Source organism: Frigoribacterium sp. Leaf415 (assembly GCF_001424645.1).
GTDB lineage: Bacteria > Actinomycetota > Actinomycetes > Actinomycetales > Microbacteriaceae > Frigoribacterium.
Genome location: NZ_LMQR01000003.1, coordinates 43,292 through 61,796, shown reverse-complemented (window position 1 = coordinate 61,796; position 18,505 = coordinate 43,292). Strand labels below are relative to the sequence as shown.

The 18,505-nt window shown below is 71.1% G+C and carries 16 protein-coding genes; 3 read left to right on the top strand and 13 right to left on the bottom strand.

The window, feature by feature from the left end; all coding sequences use genetic code 11:
- Positions 1-650: 650 nt before the first annotated feature.
- The 5 genes from ASG28_RS15910 to ASG28_RS15890 all read right to left on the bottom strand — a co-directional run bounded on the left by ASG28_RS15910 (position 651) and on the right by ASG28_RS15890 (position 6,333).
- Positions 651-1,667, bottom strand: coding sequence for a YeiH family protein (locus tag ASG28_RS15910; RefSeq protein WP_055978280.1), 1,017 nt, complete (start codon positions 1,665-1,667; stop codon positions 651-653).
- Between the two features lie 9 nt (positions 1,668-1,676).
- A complete protein-coding gene (locus ASG28_RS15905) occupies positions 1,677-2,447 on the bottom strand; it encodes a fumarylacetoacetate hydrolase family protein (protein WP_055978279.1) in 771 nt (256 codons plus the stop codon).
- On the bottom strand, positions 2,444-3,577 hold the full coding sequence (locus ASG28_RS15900) for a branched-chain amino acid aminotransferase (RefSeq protein WP_055978278.1): 1,134 nt from the start codon (positions 3,575-3,577) through the stop codon (positions 2,444-2,446). The genes ASG28_RS15905 and ASG28_RS15900 overlap by 4 nt, the downstream gene beginning before the upstream one ends.
- 8 nt (positions 3,578-3,585) lie before the next feature.
- Complete coding sequence (locus tag ASG28_RS15895; protein ID WP_055978277.1) at positions 3,586-4,671, bottom strand: 3-isopropylmalate dehydrogenase; 1,086 nt, start codon at positions 4,669-4,671, stop codon at positions 3,586-3,588.
- Positions 4,672-4,788: 117 nt separating this feature from the next.
- Positions 4,789-6,333, bottom strand: coding sequence for an MFS transporter (locus ASG28_RS15890; protein ID WP_055978275.1), 1,545 nt, complete (start codon positions 6,331-6,333; stop codon positions 4,789-4,791).
- 142 nt (positions 6,334-6,475) lie between these two features.
- Here ASG28_RS15890 and ASG28_RS15885 point away from each other — a divergent pair, with 142 nt between their 5' ends.
- Positions 6,476-7,042 (top strand): TetR/AcrR family transcriptional regulator, encoded by a 567-nt coding sequence (locus tag ASG28_RS15885; RefSeq protein WP_043593162.1) that lies wholly within the window; start codon positions 6,476-6,478, stop codon positions 7,040-7,042.
- Positions 7,043-7,063: 21 nt separating this feature from the next.
- Here ASG28_RS15885 and ASG28_RS15880 read toward each other — a convergent pair whose 3' ends face one another.
- The 4 genes from ASG28_RS15880 to ASG28_RS15865 all read right to left on the bottom strand — a co-directional run bounded on the left by ASG28_RS15880 (position 7,064) and on the right by ASG28_RS15865 (position 10,377).
- A complete protein-coding gene (locus tag ASG28_RS15880) occupies positions 7,064-8,125 on the bottom strand; it encodes a lactonase family protein (RefSeq protein WP_055978273.1) in 1,062 nt (353 codons plus the stop codon).
- Entirely contained in the window at positions 8,122-8,481 is a 360-nt protein-coding gene (locus tag ASG28_RS15875) for a chorismate mutase (protein ID WP_082452693.1), read from the bottom strand. Before ASG28_RS15875 ends, ASG28_RS15880 begins: the two co-directional genes overlap by 4 nt.
- 119 nt (positions 8,482-8,600) lie before the next feature.
- On the bottom strand, positions 8,601-9,026 hold the full coding sequence (locus tag ASG28_RS15870) for an organic hydroperoxide resistance protein (protein ID WP_055978271.1): 426 nt from the start codon (positions 9,024-9,026) through the stop codon (positions 8,601-8,603).
- 64 nt (positions 9,027-9,090) lie between these two features.
- Positions 9,091-10,377, bottom strand: a complete 1,287-nt coding sequence (locus ASG28_RS15865) for an adenylosuccinate synthase (protein WP_055978268.1) — start codon at positions 10,375-10,377, stop codon at positions 9,091-9,093.
- Between the two features lie 167 nt (positions 10,378-10,544).
- Between ASG28_RS15865 and ASG28_RS15860 the strand changes: the two genes are divergently transcribed.
- Positions 10,545-12,023: a xylulokinase gene (locus tag ASG28_RS15860; protein WP_055978266.1), complete on the top strand. Its 1,479-nt coding sequence runs from the start codon at positions 10,545-10,547 to the stop codon at positions 12,021-12,023.
- Positions 12,024-12,085: 62 nt separating this feature from the next.
- Positions 12,086-12,808 carry a metal-dependent transcriptional regulator gene (locus tag ASG28_RS15855; protein ID WP_055978265.1) on the top strand — a complete coding sequence of 241 codons (723 nt, stop codon included), beginning with the start codon at positions 12,086-12,088 and terminating at the stop codon, positions 12,806-12,808.
- 155 nt (positions 12,809-12,963) lie between these two features.
- On the opposite strand, the gene ASG28_RS15850 is transcribed toward ASG28_RS15855, so the two are convergent.
- From ASG28_RS15850 to ASG28_RS15835, 4 genes are all read right to left on the bottom strand, one after another.
- Positions 12,964-14,184 (bottom strand): ROK family protein, encoded by a 1,221-nt coding sequence (locus ASG28_RS15850; RefSeq protein WP_055978289.1) that lies wholly within the window; start codon positions 14,182-14,184, stop codon positions 12,964-12,966.
- Between the two features lie 100 nt (positions 14,185-14,284).
- A complete protein-coding gene (gene yicI / locus ASG28_RS15845; protein WP_055978264.1) occupies positions 14,285-16,567 on the bottom strand; it encodes an alpha-xylosidase in 2,283 nt (760 codons plus the stop codon).
- Positions 16,568-16,592: 25 nt separating this feature from the next.
- Positions 16,593-17,507: a carbohydrate ABC transporter permease gene (locus ASG28_RS15840; RefSeq protein WP_055978263.1), complete on the bottom strand. Its 915-nt coding sequence runs from the start codon at positions 17,505-17,507 to the stop codon at positions 16,593-16,595.
- The gene (locus tag ASG28_RS15835) at positions 17,507-18,505 is read right to left on the bottom strand and encodes a carbohydrate ABC transporter permease (protein ID WP_082454854.1); all 999 of its coding nucleotides are present in this window, start codon (positions 18,503-18,505) and stop codon (positions 17,507-17,509) included. The genes ASG28_RS15840 and ASG28_RS15835 overlap by 1 nt, the downstream gene beginning before the upstream one ends.

The window sequence follows — 18,505 nt, the reverse complement described above, 5'->3', positions numbered from 1 at the left end:
CACCACTCACAACCCCACCAAAGATGAAGCCACAAGCAATGCCAGGGTATAATTTGGCATTTGACAATGTGCACGCTGTTGAGTTCTCAAGGACCAAACGCACCAGGGACCCAGCCTTGAAAGACCTTTGCCCTGGGCAGTTCTGTAACCTTTTGCACTGACCGACGATGCCGAGACCGTGCCGACGTCCCTTGCGGAACGAGCCGTAACTCTACATCATCTTGATCAGTGTTCGCAACTCACTTGGTCCGAGGCTGTGNATGCCAGGGTATAATTTGGCATTTGACAATGTGCACGCTGTTGAGTTCTCAAGGACCAAACGCACCAGGGACCCAGCCTTGAAAGACCTTTGCCCTGAGCAGTTCTGTAACCTTTTGCACTGACCGACGATGCCGAGACCGTGCCGACGTCCCTTGCGGAACGAGCCGTAACTCTACATCATCTTGATCAGTGTTCGCAACTCACTTGGTCCGAGGCTGTGAAGCAACTCGAGGACTTGGAAGTTGGTCCCACTTGAGGGCCGGGGAAGCTTCGCTCCGCCCGCACCTTTGGGGTGACAAGTGATTACTTTACGCAGCCCGAGACGGGTATGGCCAAACTTCGTGCATCCCGGGCGTGTCGCCCGCCACGTCCCCGCGGGGACGCCGCCGCTACCCCAGGGGCAGCACGAGCACGGCGCCCAGGGACACCGAGGCGATGACGATCCACGAGGCCAGGCCCACGAGGAAGGCGCGGCCGCCGGTGCGGACGAGGCGCTCGAGGCGGATGCCCGACCCGAGGCCGACGAGTGCGAGCCCGAGCAGGACCGACTGGACCGTCCCCGCGATCGCGAGCAGCGCCTCCGGAACCGGGATCACCGTCCGGACGACGACCGCGACGGCGAAGCCGACGACGAACAACGGCACGATCGACGGCCGGGCTCCGGCGTCGGCACCCCGTCGGCGAACCACGGTCGACGTGATCGCCACGATCGGCGCGAGCATCAGGACCCGCGTGAGCTTGACGATGACCGCGATCGCGAGAGCGGCCGCTCCGGCGGTCTGCGCCGTGGCGACGACCTGACCGACGTCGTGCACGCTCGCCCCCACCCAGGCACCGAACTCGAGGTCGGTCAGACCGACCCACCCTCCGATCAGGGGCAGGACGGCGATCGCGAGCGTGCCGAACAACGTGACCAGAGCGACGGGAGTCGCGGCGTCCTTGCCGCGATCGCGGGTCACGGCACTCATCGCGCCGATCGCCGACGCCCCGCAGATCGAGAAGCCGGCCGCGAGCAGGAGGGGTTGGTCACCGGGGAGCCGGGCCCATCGGCCGAGCAGGTAGGTGACCGCGAACGTGAGGCCGAGGATCGCGATCACGACGACGACCGTCGCCCACCCGAGTCCGGCGACGTCGACGAGGCTGAGCTGGAGCCCGAGCAACACGACGCCGATGCGCAACAGTCGCTTCGAGGCGAACGTCAGTCCGGGCTTGCCGCTGCCGTCGATCACCGGGCGGAGGGGCCGGACCTGGGCGGCCGCGATGCCCAGCAGGACGCACCAGGTCAGGACGGGGACCGCCGGCAACACGAGGTGCAGGCCCCACGCCACCCCGTAGGCGACCCCGGCCAGCAGGAGCCCCGGCACCGGATTCGTGCGCGGGGGCGCGTCGACGGCGGCGGGGCTCACCGGGCGGGCCTAGACCCGGTTCTTGGCGGGGTTGATCAACGAGCCGAGGCCCGAGATCGCGACCTCGACGGTCTGGCCCGCCGTGAACGGACCGATGCCGGCGGGCGTGCCGGTCAGGATGACGTCACCCGGCAGCAGGGTGAAGACGTCCGTGACGTACTCGATCAGCTCGGGGATCTTGTGGATCATCTGCATCGTCGACTCGCGCTGCATGACCTCGCCGTCCACCCGGGTCTCGATGGTGGCATCCGCCCAGTCGAATTCGTTCTCGATGTAGGGGCCGAGGGGCAGGAAGGTGTCGTAGCCCTTCGCGCGGGTCCATTGGCCGTCGGCGTTCTGCACGTCGCGGGCCGTGACGTCGTTGGCGACGGTGTAGCCGAACACCACGTCCTGGTAGTCCTCGGCCTTCACGCGCTTGGCGATCGACCCGATGACGATGGCGAGTTCGCCTTCGAAGTCGACCCGGCCGACGTCGGGCGGGAGCTGGATCGAGTCGCCGAAACCGATGACCGTCGTGTTGGGCTTGAGGAACAGGATGGGCGCCTCGGGCGCGGACTGGCCGAGCTCGTCGGCGTGGTCCTGGTAGTTCAGGCCGACTCCCACGACCTTGGACCGCGGGATCACCGGCGCGAGCAACTTGGCCTGACGCAGGGACACCCGCTCGCCCGTCGTCTCGTACCCGCTGTACATGGGATCACCGGCGAGGACGATGAGCTCGCGCTCGTCGACGATGCCGTAGCGGGGGTCTTCTCCGGGCGTGGCGAAACGGGCGATCTTCACGCGTCGAGCCTAGTCATCCAGCCGTGGACATCGGGACGGCGGCCGTACTGGATGTCGGTCAGCTCTTCGCGCAGGGACATGGTCAGTTCTCCACCGGTCGCGGCGGGCGACCCGATGTGGATGCCCTCGCCCTTGAGTTCGGCGATCGGTACGACGACGGCGGCCGTGCCGCACGCGAAGACCTCGACGATGTCGCCGGACTCGACGCCGTCACGCCACTCGTCGATCGTCACGCGACGACGCTCGACGCGGTGGCCCCGGGCCTCGGCCAACTCGAGGATCGAGTCACGGGTGATGCCCTCGAGGATCGAGTCGCTGTCGGGAGTGACGAGGGTGCCGTCCTTCTTGACGAGCACCACGTTCATCCCGCCGAGCTCTTCGATGTAGTTGCTCTCGGACGAGTCGAGGAACAGCACCTGCTGGCAGCCGTTCTCGTAGGCCTCCTGCTGCGGCAGCAGGGACGACGCGTAGTTGCCGCCGGTCTTGGCCGCACCCGTGCCACCCTTGCCTGCTCGGGCGTAGTTCGTGGTCAGCCAGATCGAGACCGGGGAGACGCCGCCGCTGAAGTAGGCCCCGGCCGGACTCGCGATCACGTGGTACGACACCTCGTGGGCGGCCCGGACCCCCAGGAACGCCTCGGTGGCGATCATGAACGGCCGGAGGTACAGGCTCGTCTCGGGGGCCGACGGCACCCAGTCGAGATCGGCCCGCACGAGTTGGCGGACCGACTCGACGAAGTCGTCGGTGCTGAGCTCGGGCAGCGCGAGTCGGCGGGCCGAGCGCTGCAGGCGGCGACCGTTGGCGTCCGGCCGGAACGACCAGACCGAACCGTCGGCGTGCCGGTAGGCCTTCATGCCCTCGAAGATCTCTTGCGCGTAGTGCAGCACCGACGCCGAGGGGTCGAGCTGCAGCGGGCCGTACGGGTGGACGGACGCCGCGTGCCACCCGTCGGCGAGGGTCCACTCGATGGTCACCATGTGGTCGGTGAAGTGCTTCCCGAAGCCGGGGTCGCTGAGGATCGTCTCGCGTTCGGCGTCGTCGCGTGCCGTCTCGGACGGCGTCAGCTCGAACTGCAGCGGGAAGTCGGCCGAGTCGTCGGTCGGGGCGGAGACGTTGTCGGTGGTGGTCATGATGCCCTTCAGGCGGAGGCAGACGGGGACAGGGTGCGCACGCGGTCGGCGATCGCCGTGCCGATCTCGTCCGTGCGGCGGGCGGGGACGGACGCGTCACGCGAGGCGCGGTCGGCGATGTCGGCGTCGACGGCCCGGGTGACGCGGGCGGCCGCGTCGGGCAGGCCGAGGTGGTCGAGCAGGAGGGCGACGGAGAGGATCGCCGCCGTCGGGTCGGCCTTCTGCTGACCGGCGATGTCGGGGGCCGAGCCGTGCACGGGCTCGAACATGCTCGGGAAAGCGCCGTCGGGGTTGAGGTTGCCCGATGCCGCGAGCCCGATGCCGCCGCTGATGGCGCCGGCGAGGTCGGTGAGGATGTCGCCGAAGAGGTTGTCGGTGACGATGACGTCGAACCGGGAGGGGTCGACCACGAGGTGGATGGTGGCCGCATCGACGTGCTGGTAGTCGACGGCGACGTCGGGGTACTCGGCGGCCACGGCGTCGACGGTGCGCTGCCAGAGGCTGCCCGAGAACACGAGCACGTTGGTCTTGTGCACGAGGGTCAGGTGCCCACGACGACCGCGGGCCTTCTCGAAGGCGAAACGCACGACGCGCTCGACGCCGTGCGCCGTGTTGACGCTGACCTCGTTCGCGATCTCGTGCGGCGTGCCCTGCCGCAGCGCGCCTCCGTTGCCGACGTAGGGACCCTCGGTGCCCTCGCGGACGACGACGAAGTCGACCTCGCCGGGCGCCGAGAGCGGCGACGGGACGCCGGGGTGGACCTTGGTGGGCCGCAGGTTGACGTAGTGGTCGAGGGCGAAACGCAGCTTCAGCAGCAGGCCACGCTCGATGATGCCGCCCGCCAGACGCGGGTCGCGGGGGTCACCGCCCACCGCTCCGAGCAGGATCGCGTCGTGCGACGCGACGGCCGTCAGGTCGTCGTCGGTCAGGATGTCGCCCGTCTCGAGGTAGCGCGCCGCACCGAGCGAGAAGGTCGTGACCTCGAACGTCGCGTCGTCGCCGGCCGCGACCTCGAGCACCTTGAGGGCCTCCGCGACCACCTCGGGGCCGATGCCGTCTCCGGGGATGGCGGCGAGTCTGACGGTGCGGGGCATGGTTCTCCTGGCGTCTCGGGGGGGCTCGCCACACTTTACCCGTGGGCAGGTGGGCCGCGCGGGCGCTGCGGCCGGCTCGGGCCACCCGTGCCGGGGTGGCCCGGACGGCCCGGGGCCTCAGTCGGCCGAGGAGGCGCGGCGGAGGGTCGTGAGGGCGACCACCACCGCGGCGACCATCACCAGTGCCCCGACCCCGGCCGTGGCGACGAGACCGTGGTCGAAGGCGTCGGTGGCGGCGTGCAGCAGGGGGCCCGCGAGCGACTCGGGCAGCCCGTCGGAGACCGCCACCGCGCCTCCCAGGGTCTCGCGGGCCGCCTCGCCCGCCTCGGTGGGCACGCCGGCGGGCACGACCAGGGCACCCCGGTAGATGGCCGTCAACATGCTGCCGAGCACGGCGGTTCCGAGGACGGCACCGACCTCGTAGGCGGTCTCGGACACCGCCGAGGCAGCCCCGGCCCGGTTCGCGGGCACGGCCGCGATGATCAGGTCGTTCGAGATCGTCTCGGCCGCGCCGACGCCCAGGCCGACGAAGGCGAAGGCCACGACGAACACGACCACGGGGGCCCCGGCGCCGGTGGCGAAGACCGCCGCGTAGGCGAGCGCGGCCGAGGCGAGGCCGATCGCGACGATGGTGCGCGGGCGGAGCCACCGGACGACCCGCACGACGCCGAGGCCCGCCAGGATCATCACCGCGAGACCGGGCACCAGCGTCAGCGCGGCCTGCAAGGGCCGCAGCCCCACGACGAGTTGCAGGTGCTGGGTCGTGAAGAACAGGAAGGCCACGAGCGCCACGACGGCGAGCAGGTTGACCAGGACCGATCCGGCGAACACCGGGTTCGTGAAGAGCCGCACGTCGAGCAGCGGACGCGGGCGGGCGAGCTGACGCCGGACGAACAGCCAGCCCGAGCCCACGCCGACCACCGCCAGGGCGGCGACGGGCCAGACGAAGCCGTCGGTCGCGAGCAGCTTGATCGCCGCGACGACCGGCGCCATGGCCGCGAGCGACAGCAGCACCGAGAACGGGTCGGCCGGCCCCGGCGCGGGATCGCGGCTCTCGGTGAGCAGCAGCGGGCCGGCGATCAGCAGGGGGACGAGCACGGGCACCGCGACGAGGAACACCGAGCCCCAGGCGAAGTGCTCGAGGAGCACGCCGCCGACGATCGGGCCCAGGGCCGATCCGGCGGCGAAGCCCGAGGCCCAGACGGCGATCGCGAGCCGGCGCTGCTCACGGTCGAGGAAGGTGCTGCGCAGCAGCGAGAGGGTCGCCGGCATGATCATCGCGCCGAAGAAGCCCAGCACGGCTCGTGCCGTGATGAGCTGCTCGGCGCTCGTGGAGAACGCGGCGAGCACCGAGACCACGGCGAATCCGCTCGCACCGGTGAGCAGCAGCTTGCGGCGGCCGAACCGGTCGCCCATCGACCCCATGGCCACGAGCAGGCCGGCGAGGACGAGCGAGTAGACGTCGACGATCCAGAGTTGGCCCGCGGCGCTCGGCTGCAGTGCGGTCGAGATCTCGGGCAGGGCGAAGCTCAGCACCGTGTTGTCGACCGAGACGAGCAGCACCGGCAGCATGAGCACGACCAACGCGGCCCACTGTCGTCGGCCGGCACGCGGCGGGACGCCGGTCGGGGTCGTGGCGGTGACGGTGGCGGGGCGGGTCATGGCGTTCTCTCGCGGTCGGTGGAGTGGTGGGTCGATCGACGGTGCGCGCACCGCCTAGCGGCGGCGGCCCGACGAGGGCAGGAGGCGCGGTGCCGACCGTCCGGACGGTACAGTTACACCGTCCAGACGGTACAGTAACAGAATGAGCCCTCGACCGTCAGCCCGGGAATCGATGCTCGACACGTTCGAGACGCTCGTCGTCGACGACGGCGAACGCGCCGCGACCTTCGATGCCGTGGCCGCCGCGGCCGGGGTCTCGAAAGGCGGCCTGCTCTACCACTTCCCCACGCGCGAGGCGCTGGTCGACGCCCTCGTCGACCGCCTCACCGCGCTGCTCGACGACGACGTCGCGGCGATGACCAGCGCGCCGGAGGGCGTCGTGGACTACTTCGTCCGCACCTCGTCACCCGCGGCCATCCCGGCCGACGACCCGCTCGACCGCTGCATCACCGCCGTCTCGAACCTCGCGTCGAGCGGACGCCACCCCCGGGCACTCGAGGCCCTCACCGCCATGCAGTCCCGCTGGCACCAGGTCGTCCTCGACGCCGTGGGCGACCCCGCGGTCGCCCGGGTGGTGTCGCTCGTCTCCGACGGGCTCTACTTCACGCCGCGGCCCTTCTCACCGGTGGACTCGGGCGGCGACCCGCGCCACGACACGTCGATCGACGACGTCATCGCCGTGCTGCAGCGGCTCGTGCCGCGACGCTGACCCGCGCCTCCTGCGGTCCGGTCAGACGGCGACGATGCAGGCGGGGCTGCCGAGGGTGAACAGGTCGACGGGGGCCCCGGGCAGACCGGTGGCCTCGTCGACGGGCAGCACCGAGACGGTGTCGGAACCCTGGTTGGCGCAATAGAGCAGGCCGTCGGCGATGGTGAAATGCCGCGGCCACTCGCCGCCGCACGGCACCTGACCGACCAGGCGGAGCCGCGAGGGCTCGCCGCCGTCGGACCCGCCCTCGGCGTCGACCGAGGTCTCGAGCACGCTGATCGTGTCGCGGCCGCGCGTGGCGACGTAGACCCTCGAGCCGTGGACGGCCAGGTGCGACGGGAGGTCTCCCCGCTCGTCCGGCTCGCCCTCGACGACCGCCACCGAGTACGGGATGACGAGGTCGTCACCCTGCCTCCGGACGACGTACAGACGGGCGTCGAGCTCGCCCACGACGAGCAGGTCGTCGCCGAGGAAGGCGAGGTGCCGCGGGCCCGAGCCGGCGGGCATCGGGTGCACGCCGACGATCGACGGTTCGAGCGTGACGACGTCGACGGCGACCTCGACCAGCCGGTCGGTGCCGAGGTCGCTGACCAGGTGGGTGCCCCACGGGGTCGCGACGATCTGGTGGGCGTGCGGCCCGCCCTGGCGGTCGGCGACCGGGCCGGAACCCGACGGGAGCGCGACGGTCGCCGTCACGCGTGCCGGGTCGGTCGCCTCGGAGCTGAGCACGCCGAAGGTGCCGCCGACGTAGTTCGCGACGAGCAGGGCGTTCGAGGCCGGGTCGTGGGCGATGTGGCAGGGCGAGGCACCGCCGGACGCCGCGACGCCGGCCTCGACCAGGCGGCCCGCGGCAATCGTGTACGACAGCACGCGGCCCTCGTTGGTCTCGGCGACCGCGTGCAGGGCTCCTTCGGTGACGACGAGGAACGACGGGTCGTCGGCCTCGACGACCTGCCCGGCCTGCCAGCGACCGTCGGCCCTCGACCGCTCGAGGACGGTGATGCCGAGGCCGTGGCCACCGCTGACCGCGGTGTACGAACCGACGTAGAGACGCTGGGGGCCGGACGGGCCGAGGTCGCTCATGCGCGGCCGGCGGTGGGGTCGTCGCCGGCGGCGATGCGCTCGTGGTGGTGGATCACCTCGGCGACGATGAAGTTCAGGAAGGACTCGGCGAAGGCCGGGTCGAGCCGGGCCTCTTCTGCCAGGCGACGCAGGCGCTGGATCTGCACGCGCTCACGTTCGGGATCGCTCGCCGGCATGCCCGCCGCCGCCTTGAGCAGGCCGACGGACTGCGTGTACTTGAACCGTTCGGCGAGCATGTGGACGAGGGCGGCGTCGATGTTGTCGATGCTCTGGCGGATGCCCGCGAGTTCGTCGATCGCGCCCTGGTCGGCCGAGCTGAGGGGGCTGTCCGCCCCGAGAGGACTGTCGAGTGCCATGCACCGACCCTATCGGCGAGCCCGACGACGGGGCCGCCGACGGACCGCCACGGACGAAGGAGGCGCGTCCCGCTCGCGCAGGACGCGCCTCCTTCACGGCCGGGTCGGCCCGGCCGGGATCAGTCGACCAGCGTCAGCGTGACCTCGACGTTGCCACGCGTGGCGTTCGAGTACGGGCACACGTGGTGGGCCGCATCGGCCAGCTCTTGACGACGCTCGGGCTCGACGTTCGGCGTGTAGATGTCGAGCTCGACCGCGAGGCCGAATCCGCCCTCGCCGTTTCCGCCGATGCCGACGCTCGCCGAGACCTCGGCGTCCTTCGTGTCGACGCCGAGCTTCTTGCCGGCGCCGTGCATGGCGCTGAGGAAGCAGGCCGCGAAGCCCGCCGCGAACAGCTGCTCGGGGTTGGTGCCCTCGCCGGAGCCACCGAGTTCTTTGGGGGGCCGCGTGTCGAAGTCGAGTCGGTCGTCTTCGCTGCGGACGTGGCCGTCACGACCCCCACCGGTGGCGTGGGCGATGGCGGTGTAGGCGATGTCGAGTGTCATGAGGAGAAGACCATACCTAGATTCTGGGAGTTGGCTCGGTGGCGGGTGAGTGTGGTAGCGCGGCTCAGCCGAGCAGGTCGTGCCGCTGCACGATGGCGTCACGGCCCGGGCCCACGCCGATCGCCGAGATGCGGGCGCCGCTCATCGCCTCGACGGCGAGCACGTAGTCCTGCGCGGCCTTCGGCAGGTCGTCGAAGTCGCGCGCCCCCGTGATGTCTTCGCTCCACCCCGGGAACTCTTCGTAGATCGGCGTCGCGTGGTGGAAGTCGCTCTGCGAGACGGGGACCTCGTCGTGCCGGACGCCGTCGACGTCGTAGGCCACGCAGACCGGGATCGTCTCGAGGCCGGTGAGCACGTCGAGCTTGGTCAGCACGAAGTCGGTCACGCCGTTGATCCGCGCCGTGTAGCGCGCGATCGGGGCGTCGTACCAGCCGCAGCGGCGAGGACGGCCGGTGGTCGTGCCGAACTCGAAGCCGTTTGCCCGGAGGAACTCGCCCGAGGCGTCGAAGAGCTCGGTCGGGAACGGCCCGGCGCCGACGCGGGTCGTGTACGCCTTGACGATGCCGATGACGCGCTCGATGCGGCCCGGCCCGATGCCCGAGCCGGTCGAGGCGCCTCCTGCGGTGGCGGACGACGAGGTGACGAACGGGTAGGTGCCGTGGTCGACGTCGAGCATGGTCGCCTGGCCCGCCTCGAAGAGGACGGTCTTGTCGGCCTCGAGCGCCTGGTGGATCTCGAGCGCCGTGTCGGCGACCATCGGCTTGAGCCGCTCGGCGTACGAGAGCAGCGACTCGACGACCTCGTCGACCTCGATCGCACGACGGTTGTAGATCTTGACGAGCAGGTGGTTCTTCTGGTCGAGGGCCGCCTCGACCTTCTGCCGCAGGATGCCCTCGTCGAAGATGTCCTGCACGCGGATGCCGACGCGGTTGATCTTGTCGGCGTAGGTCGGGCCGATGCCTCGACCGGTGGTGCCGATCTGGCGCTTGCCGAGGAAGCGCTCCGTCACCTTGTCGAGGGTGCGGTGGTAGTGCGTGATGACGTGCGCGTTGGCGCTGACCCGCAACCGGGAGACGTCGATGCCACGCGCGATCAGCGCGTCGAGCTCGTCGAAGAGCACCTCGATGTCGACGACGACGCCGTTGCCGATGACGGGCGTCACGCCGGGCGAGAGGATGCCCGAGGGCAGCAGGTGCAACGCGTACTTCTGGTCGCCGATCACCACGGTGTGGCCGGCGTTGTTGCCGCCGTTGAACTTGACGACGTAGTCGATGCGGCTCGACAACAGGTCGGTGGCCTTGCCCTTGCCCTCGTCGCCCCACTGGGCTCCGATGATCACCACTGCTGGCATGGGTTTCTCCTCACGTCGGGGGAACGCACCGGGTGAGGTGCACTTGAGTCTACCGACAGGCTCGTCCGGGCCGCCCGGACGGCCCGGGACCCGTCGCGGAGGCGCGGCGCGCGACCCGCGGGACACCGCCGGTGGCCATTTGTGGTCACGTACGACAAACTGTGCCCATGAGTCTCGTCGCCGGGGTCGACTCATCGACCCAGAGTTGCAAAGTCGTCGTCCGTGATCTCTCGACGGGCGAACTCGTCCGGCAGGGGTCGGCCGGGCATCCCCAGGGCACCGAGGTGCCCCCGGCGGCCTGGTGGGAGGCGCTGCTCGCGGCGATCGCGGACGCCGGCGGCCTCGACGACGTCGCCGCGCTCTCGGTCGCCGGTCAGCAGCACGGCCTCGTCGCCCTCGACGCCGAGGGACGCGTCGTCCGCGACGCCCTGCTCTGGAACGACACCCGCAGCGCCCCGGCCGCCCGCGACCTGATCGACGAGCTCGGGGCCGAGCAGTGGGCCCGACGCACGGGCTCCGTCCCCGTCGCGTCGTTCACCGCGACCAAGCTGCGCTGGCTGCGCGACGCCGAGCCCGAGAACGCCGCGCGGGTCGCCGCGGTGGCCCTGCCGCACGACTGGCTCACCTGGCGCCTCCTCGGTTTCGGTCCCGCCGACGAGAGCCCGCTCGGGCCGGACCTCGACGCCCTCGTCACCGACCGCTCGGACGCCAGCGGCACCTCGTACTGGAGCCCCACCGACGAGGCGTACGACCTCGAGCTGTTCGAGCACGCCTTCGGTCGCGGGGCACGCGAGGCCACCGGCTCCCCCGCGGACGACGCCGGGCGCGTCGTGCTGCCGCGGGTGCTGCAGGCCGACCAGGCGGCCGGGACGACGGTCGCGGACGGCCCGATCCCGGCCGGCATCGTGGTCGGCGCCGGCGCGGGCGACAACGCCGGGGCGGCCCTCGGCCTCGACGCCACGGTCGGCGACCTCGTCATCAGCATCGGCACGAGCGGGACGGCCTTCGCCGTCACCGACCGGCCCGTGACCGACCCCGGCGGCACGGTGGCCGGCTTCGCGGACGCCGCGGGTGGCTACCTCCCCCTGGTCGCCACGCTGAACGCGGCGCGGGTGCTGTCGTCGGTCGGCGGACTGCTCGGCGTCGACCACGACGAACTGGCCCGTCTGGCCCTCGCGGCCGAGCCCGGCGCCGGCGGGGTCACGCTGGTGCCCTACTTCGAGGGCGAACGCACCCCCGACCTGCCCGACGCCACGGCGACGCTCTCGGGCCTGACCCTGGCGAACTCCACCCGCGAGAACCTGGCCCGCGCCGCCGTCGAGGGCATGCTGTCGGCACTGTCCGACGGTGCCGCCGCCGTCCGCCGACAGGGCGTCCAGGCCACCCGCGTCCTCCTCATCGGCGGGGCCGCGCTCAACCCGGCCGTCCAGGCCGTCGCCCGCCAGGTGTTCGACCTGCCCGTCGTCGTGCCCGAGCCGGGCGAGTACGTCGCCGACGGCGCGGCACGACAGGCGGGCTGGGCCCTCTCGGGGACGCGACCGACCTGGACCCCGGCGACCAGCGCCTCCTTCGAGGCCGACCTGCGACCCGCCGTCGGCGAGCGCTACCGGGCCGCGCAGGGGCTGGGGTCGTTGCCCCGCCCGTGACCCCGGTGCGCCGGGCGCGGACGACAGCAGGAGGCGCGGGTGGCGCCGCCTAGGATCGGACCATGCCCAGCGACCCGGCCAGCACGCGCACCACCATGGCCGAGGACTACCTCAAGGTCATCTGGAAGGCCGAGGAGTGGGCCGAGGCAGGAGTCGGCGCCGGCATCTCGACCAACGAGATCGCCGCGACGCTCGGCGTGAGCGCGTCGACCGTCTCGGGCAACCTCCGCAAACTCGACCGCGACGGCTACCTCGACTACGAGCCCTACCGGCGCATCGCCCTGAGCGACGCGGGCCGTGCGATCGCCGTGTCGATGGTCCGGCGCCACCGGCTGATCGAGACGTACCTGGTCGAACGCCTGGGTTACGGCTGGGACGAGGTGCACGACGAGGCCGAGGTGCTCGAGCACGCCGTCAGCGATCGGCTGCTCGACCGGTTCGACGTCGAGCTCGGACACCCGACGGCCGACCCGCACGGCGACCCGATCCCCGCGGCCGACGGCACGGTCGTGCGGCCTGCCGCCCATCCGCTGGGCGACTTCGTCGAGGGCGAGTGCGGCTTCGTCGTGCGCGTCTCGGACGACGAACCCGAGCTGCTGCGCTACCTCAGCTCGCTCGACCTGCGGGTCGGCGCCCACGTGCGCGTCGGCGAGCGTCGCGACTACGCCGGCTCGCTGCAGGTCGTGCTGACCGACGCGCACGACCGGGCGGTCGGCAGCGTCGAACTGGCCGGCGTCGCCGCGGCGTCGGTGTGGGCGAACTCCGAGCCGCACACGCACGCCTGACGCGGGGGCGGGCGGCCCTGCGTGCCCGCCTGCCCGCCTGCCCGCCCGCCCGTCTGCCCGCTTGCCCGCTTGCCCGCCACGAGGTAAGCAACCCGCCACCCGATTGCGTGGCGGGTCGTTCACTTCGTGGCGGGTCGAACGCCGCGAGGACGACGTCAGGAGGCGCGGGTCACGGACGCAGGGTCGGCCAAGACGGCGGCGAAGGCCAGTTCGGCCGCTCCGATCGTCAGCCGGTCCACGCCGAGGGCGGCACGGGTGATCCGCACGTCGTCGCGGGCGCCGGGCAGGGACTGACCGCGGACCCGCTCGGCCAGGCGGCCGGGGTCGGCCGCGTGCAGCGATCCGAGGAAGCCGCCGAGCACGATCAGCGCCGGGTTGAACGAGTTCACGACGCCTCGCAGGGCCACGGCCAGGAAGTCGATCTGACGCCGCACCTCGACGGCCACGGGCGACCCGGGCTCGGCGCCGGCGAGCGCCGCGTCCAGCTGGTCGGCCTGACCCCGCTCCAGTCCGGTGACGGCGAGCAACCGGGCCTGACCGACCTCGGTCTCGAGGCACCCCACGGCGCCGCAGTGGCAGAGCTCGCCGACGGAGTTGACGAGGGTGTGCCCGATCTCGCCGGCAAAACCCCCCACGCCGGTCACCGGACTGCCACCGATGAGGACTCCCCCGCCGACACCACTCGCACCGCCGTTCAGGAACACGAGGTCGTCGACGCCCCGCCCGGCCCCGAAGCGGCCCTCGGCGATCGCACCGAGCGACGCGTCGTTGGCCGCGCGGGTCGGCAGGCCGGTCGCGGACGCCACGACGGCCGCGAACGGCTCGTCGATCCACCCGAGGTGCGGGGCGAGCCGCACGACTCCCCCGTCGGACCCGACCAGCCCGGGGACCGCGAGACCCACCCCGAGCACCCGCACGTCGGGAGACAGCGCGGTGGCCCGCAGCTCGGCGATCACCCGGGCGGCTAGCGCCGCCGCCTGGGGCGCGCTGGGCACGCCGTCGGTCTCGCGACGGACGCGGTGCTGCACGACGCCGTCGAGCCCGACCACCCCGACCGTGACGGCGTCGATCTCGGGGTTGACCGCGACGGCGACGACACGGGGGCTCGGCGCCACGACCGGGCTGGGACGCCCGACCCGGTTGGTCCCGACCGGGTCGGTCTCGACGACGAGCCCCAGGTCGACGAGTTCGCCCACGAGCGCCGCGATCGTCGAGCGGTTGAGCCCGGTCGCCTGGGTCAGGGCCGATCGCGACGTGGCCCCGTCTGTGTGGACGATGTGGAGCACCGTCGAGAGGTTGTCACGCCGGACCCGGTCGAACCGGGCACCGAGATCGGGAGCCGCCGCGGTCTCGCCGCCACCCTGCTGTGTCGTCACGCCCCCACCCATCCGTCGATCGAGGCTACCTCGACCTCGACGAGCGGCGCGTCGACGGGGTCGTGCCGCCCGTCACGGTGCCGCCCGCCGCCGCCCGGCGTCAGACCTCGTCGACCTGCCAGCCGGTGGCGGCGGTCTCGACCGACACCGCTCCTCCTGACCGCGTGACGACGAAGTCGGCGGACTCGCCGGTGGGCGTCGTCACCGTGAGCGAGCGGGTGCCGTCGCCCCCGGGGAACACCTTGAGCACGAGACCGTCGAGGTAGTCGTGGTCGGGGCGGTCGTCCCGCCCGCCGACCGGGATCACCGCCCCCTCGCGCACGTAGAGCGGCAGGCTCAGCACGTCGTGCCGCTCGGTGCGCCACGTGCCCGAGCCCGCGTCGACGACCTCACCGGTGAACCAGTTCGTCCAGCGTCCGGCCGGCAGGTAGACCTCGACGGTGCCGTCGGCCGAGAAGACCGGCGCGACGAGCAGGTCGTCGCCGAGCAGGTACTGCGTGTCCACGTGGGCGGCGCCCCGGTCGTCGGGGAAGGCCAGGGCCATGGGACGCATGACCGGCAGCCCCGAGCGCGACGACTCGAGACCGGCGGCGTACAGGTAGGGCATCAGCGACAGCTTCAGCTTCGTGAAGCGCCGGGTGACCTCGACCGCCTCGTCGTCGAACGCCCACGGCACCCGGTACGACGAGCTGCCGTGGAACCGGCTGTGGCTCGACAGCAGGCCGAAGGCCGTCCACCGCTTGTAGACCTCGGCGTCGGGAGTCCCTTCGAAACCGCCGATGTCGTGGCTCCAGAACGAGAAGCCGCTCATGGCCAGGGACAGGCCGCCGCGGAGGGTCTCGGCCATCGACTCGAAGGTCGACGTCGAGTCGCCACCCCAGTGCACGGGAAGCGCCTGACCGCCCGTCGTCGCCGAGCGGGCGAAGACGACGGCGTCGCCCTCGCCGCGCACCTCCTCGAGCACCTCGAAGACCGCCTGGTTGTAGAGCTGCGTGTACCAGTTGTGCATGCGCTCGGGGTCGGAGCCGTCGTGCCAGACGACGTCGGTGGGGATGCGCTCGCCGAAGTCGGTCTTGAAGGCGTCGACGCCCTGGGACTGCAGACGACGCAGGTGCCCCTGGAACCAGGCCGTCGCCTCGGGGTTCGTGAAGTCGACCAGGCCCATGCCGGCCTGCCAGAGGTCCCATTGCCAGACGCTGCCGTCGGGGTTCCGGACGAGGTAACCGGCTTCGGCCGCCTCGCGGAACAGCGCCGAGCGCTGACCGATGTACGGGTTGATCCAGACGCAGACGCGGAGGTCGCGCTCGTGCAGCCGGGCGAGCATGCCCTCGGGGTCGGGGAACACGCGGGGGTCCCACTCGAAGTCGCACCACCGGAACTCGCGCATCCAGAAGCAGTCGAAGTGGAACACGCTGACCGGCATGTCGCGGCGGGCCATCTCGTCGACGAAGCCCGTCACCGTCGCCTCGTCGTAGTCGGTCGTGAACGACGTCGACAGCCACAGGCCGTACGACCAGGCCGGCACGTGCGCCGGGCGCCCGGTCAGCCGCGTGTAGCGGTCGAGCACGTCGGCCGGGGTCGGGCCGGCGATCACCAGGTAGCGCAGGGTCTCGCCCGCCACCGAGAACTGCACCCGCTCGACCGACTCGGAGCCGATCTCGTACGACACGTGGCCCGGGTGGTCGACCAGGACGCCGTACCCGCGGTTCGTCACGTAGAACGGCACGTTCTTGTAGGCCTGCTCGCTCGACGTGCCGCCGTCGGCGTTCCAGACGTCGACCGTCTGGCCGTTCTTGACCAGCGGGCCGAACCGCTCGCCGAGGCCGTAGACGAGCTCGCCGACGCCGAGCGAGAGCTGTTGCGAGACGTAGCTCGGGGCGAGGACGCGCCCGGTGCCGGCCCGGGCGTTGCCGAGCATCGCCCCGTCGACCTGCGCGTCGGCGGCGACCCGGTGGTAGCCGACCGACTTGTGGCCCGAGCGGGTGAGCACGGTGTCGCCGTCGCGGAACGTCAGGTCGAACGGCGCACCGCGACCGACCGTGACGGTGAGGCGTCCCGAGGTCAGGGTCGCGCCTCCTTCGCTCGTCTCGACGACCCCCACGCCGGCCGGGCCGCCCTCGGAACCCACGAGGTCGAACCCGATCTCGTCTCGACCACCGGCGAAGTGCGTGACGTCGACGGCGATGACGCCCTCCATCGGCGAGCTCAGCGCGACGGTGAGCGTCGGGCGGTTGAGGGTGTCGCCCCGCGAGGCGATCACCTTGGTGGGCGCGGTGACCTCGATCGAGCGTCCGTCCGCCCGGGCCTCGACGTCGTAGGCCTCCTGCGCGAAGAGGGACTCGACCCCCGGGCGGATCTGCCAGAAACCGTCGGTGAACTTCATGTGGAGCCTTTCGGGGTGGAACGCGTCACTTGACCGCGCCGGCCGTGATGCCGCGGGTCAGGGTGCGCTGGAAGATCAGGAAGAAGACGAGCGTGGGGATCAACCCGAGCAGGGCCGACGCGCTCGTCGTGGTGACGTCCATCAGCCGGTCGCCCTGCAGGGCGGTGATGGCGACGGGAACCGTCTGGTTGCCGTTCGACACCAGGAAGGTGAGCGGGATGAGGAACTCGTTCCACGTCCAGATGAAGAAGAAGATCGCGAGCACCGAGAGGGTCGGCCGACTGATCGGCACGATGACCCGCCACAGGATCTGCCACCGGCTCGCCCCGTCGAGCGACGCGGCCTCGAGCACCTCTTTCGGGAACGTGCCGTAGACGCTCGAGAGCAGGTAGGTGCCGAAGGCGCTCTGGATCACCGTGAAGATGATGATGACCGCCCAGATGTTGTCGTAGAGGCCCACCTGCTTGAACATGAAGTACAGCGGGTAGAGCAGAGCCTCTTGGGGCAGCATGTTGGCCAGCAGGAACAGCACGATGATCCAGGTGCGACCGCGGACCCGGCCGATGCCGAGCGCGTAGGCGTTGAACACCGAGATGACCACGGCGAACAGGGCCACCAGCCCGGCGATCACGAAGCTGTTCCAGAGTTTGGTGGGTAACTCCACGCGGTTCCAGAAGTCGACGAGACCGTCGAAGTACAGCGACGTCGGCAGGCTGAGCGGCCCTCCGGTCGTGTAGTCGGCAGGCGACTTGAACGAGTTGACGAGGATCAACAGGAACGGCAGGGCGATCAGCACGCCGAAGGCGATCGCCGCGGCGAGGATCAGCCAGTCGGTGGCCGTCTTCTTGCGCCCCCGTTGCTTGGCCTTCGGGAGGCGCGGGCTGGGCACCGCGGGACGGATGCGGTCGTCTTTCACCGGCGGAACGACGGTCGTGGCCATCAGCGTTCCCTCTCTGCTCGTTCGACCCGGTTCTGTGCCCGGATGAAGAAGATCGTGATGACGACGATGACGAGCGTCAGCGCCGTCGCGATGGTCGCGCCGTAGCCGACCTGCTGGCTCTGGAAGAACTCGCTGTACGCGTAGTAGCTCGGCACGATCGTCGAGTCGCCGGGGCCGCCGCGGGTCAGGGCGTAGATCGGTCCGAACACCTTCAGCGCGGCGATCGTGCAGGTCAGCACGACGACGAAGATCTCGGGGCGGATGATGCTCACGGTGATCGCCCGGAACCGCTGGAACCAGCCGGCGCCGTCGAGTTCGGCGGCCTCGTACAGCTCGGGGTCGACCCGTTGCAGTGCGGCCATGAAGATGACGACGGGATAGCCGAGCTGCACCCACACCATCACCACCATGATGCTGAGCAGCGCCGTGTCGGGGCTGCCGAGCCAGTTGTGCTGCAGGGCGCCCAGCCCCACCGCGTCGAGGACGGTGTTGAGCGCGCCGTTCTCGGGTCGGAGTATCCAGCCGATGACGATCGCGGCGATCGCCACGGGCAGGATCTGCGGCAGGTAGTAGGTCGCCCGCAGGAACGACGCCAGACGGCCGCCGAACTTCCGGCCGATCAGGTCGAACAGCATCGCGGCGAGCAGGAGGCCCAGCACGGTGGGGACCACCACCATGGCGATGATGAGGAAGACGCTGTTGAGGAAGGACGTCCAGAAGCGGTCGTCGCTCATCAGCTCGCGCCAGTTGTCGAGCCCCGCCCAGGTCGGCGGGCGGATGCCCCGGTAGTCGGTGAAGCTGAGGTAGACGTTCCAGATCAGCGGGACCAGGATCACGACCGCGAACAGGACGAAGCCGGGGATCAGGTACAGCCAGAAGCCCGCGCGGCGGGCTCCGGGCAGGAGGCTCTCCTCCGGCGGGAGGGCCGACGACGTGCGTCGGCCCTCGCGACGGGGGCGCGCCTCCCTGGCACCGGGGCGGGTGTCGAGGGAGGTCAC

What these genes read in the sequence shown, in the direction of transcription:
- ASG28_RS15900 (WP_055978278.1), bottom strand. Translation starts at nt 3,577, where the DNA reads ATGACCACCACCGACAACGTCTCCGCCCCGACCGACGACTCGGCCGAC.
- ASG28_RS15895 (WP_055978277.1), bottom strand. Translation starts at nt 4,671, where the DNA reads ATGCCCCGCACCGTCAGACTCGCCGCCATCCCCGGAGACGGCATCGGC.
- ASG28_RS15890 (WP_055978275.1), bottom strand. Translation starts at nt 6,333, where the DNA reads ATGACCCGCCCCGCCACCGTCACCGCCACGACCCCGACCGGCGTCCCG.
- ASG28_RS15885 (WP_043593162.1), top strand. Translation starts at nt 6,476, where the DNA reads ATGAGCCCTCGACCGTCAGCCCGGGAATCGATGCTCGACACGTTCGAG.
- ASG28_RS15880 (WP_055978273.1), bottom strand. Translation starts at nt 8,125, where the DNA reads ATGAGCGACCTCGGCCCGTCCGGCCCCCAGCGTCTCTACGTCGGTTCG.
- ASG28_RS15875 (WP_082452693.1), bottom strand. Translation starts at nt 8,481, where the DNA reads ATGGCACTCGACAGTCCTCTCGGGGCGGACAGCCCCCTCAGCTCGGCC.
- ASG28_RS15870 (WP_055978271.1), bottom strand. Translation starts at nt 9,026, where the DNA reads ATGACACTCGACATCGCCTACACCGCCATCGCCCACGCCACCGGTGGG.
- ASG28_RS15865 (WP_055978268.1), bottom strand. Translation starts at nt 10,377, where the DNA reads ATGCCAGCAGTGGTGATCATCGGAGCCCAGTGGGGCGACGAGGGCAAG.
- ASG28_RS15860 (WP_055978266.1), top strand. Translation starts at nt 10,545, where the DNA reads ATGAGTCTCGTCGCCGGGGTCGACTCATCGACCCAGAGTTGCAAAGTC.
- ASG28_RS15855 (WP_055978265.1), top strand. Translation starts at nt 12,086, where the DNA reads ATGCCCAGCGACCCGGCCAGCACGCGCACCACCATGGCCGAGGACTAC.
- yicI (WP_055978264.1), bottom strand. Translation starts at nt 16,567, where the DNA reads ATGAAGTTCACCGACGGTTTCTGGCAGATCCGCCCGGGGGTCGAGTCC.
- ASG28_RS15840 (WP_055978263.1), bottom strand. Translation starts at nt 17,507, where the DNA reads ATGGCCACGACCGTCGTTCCGCCGGTGAAAGACGACCGCATCCGTCCC.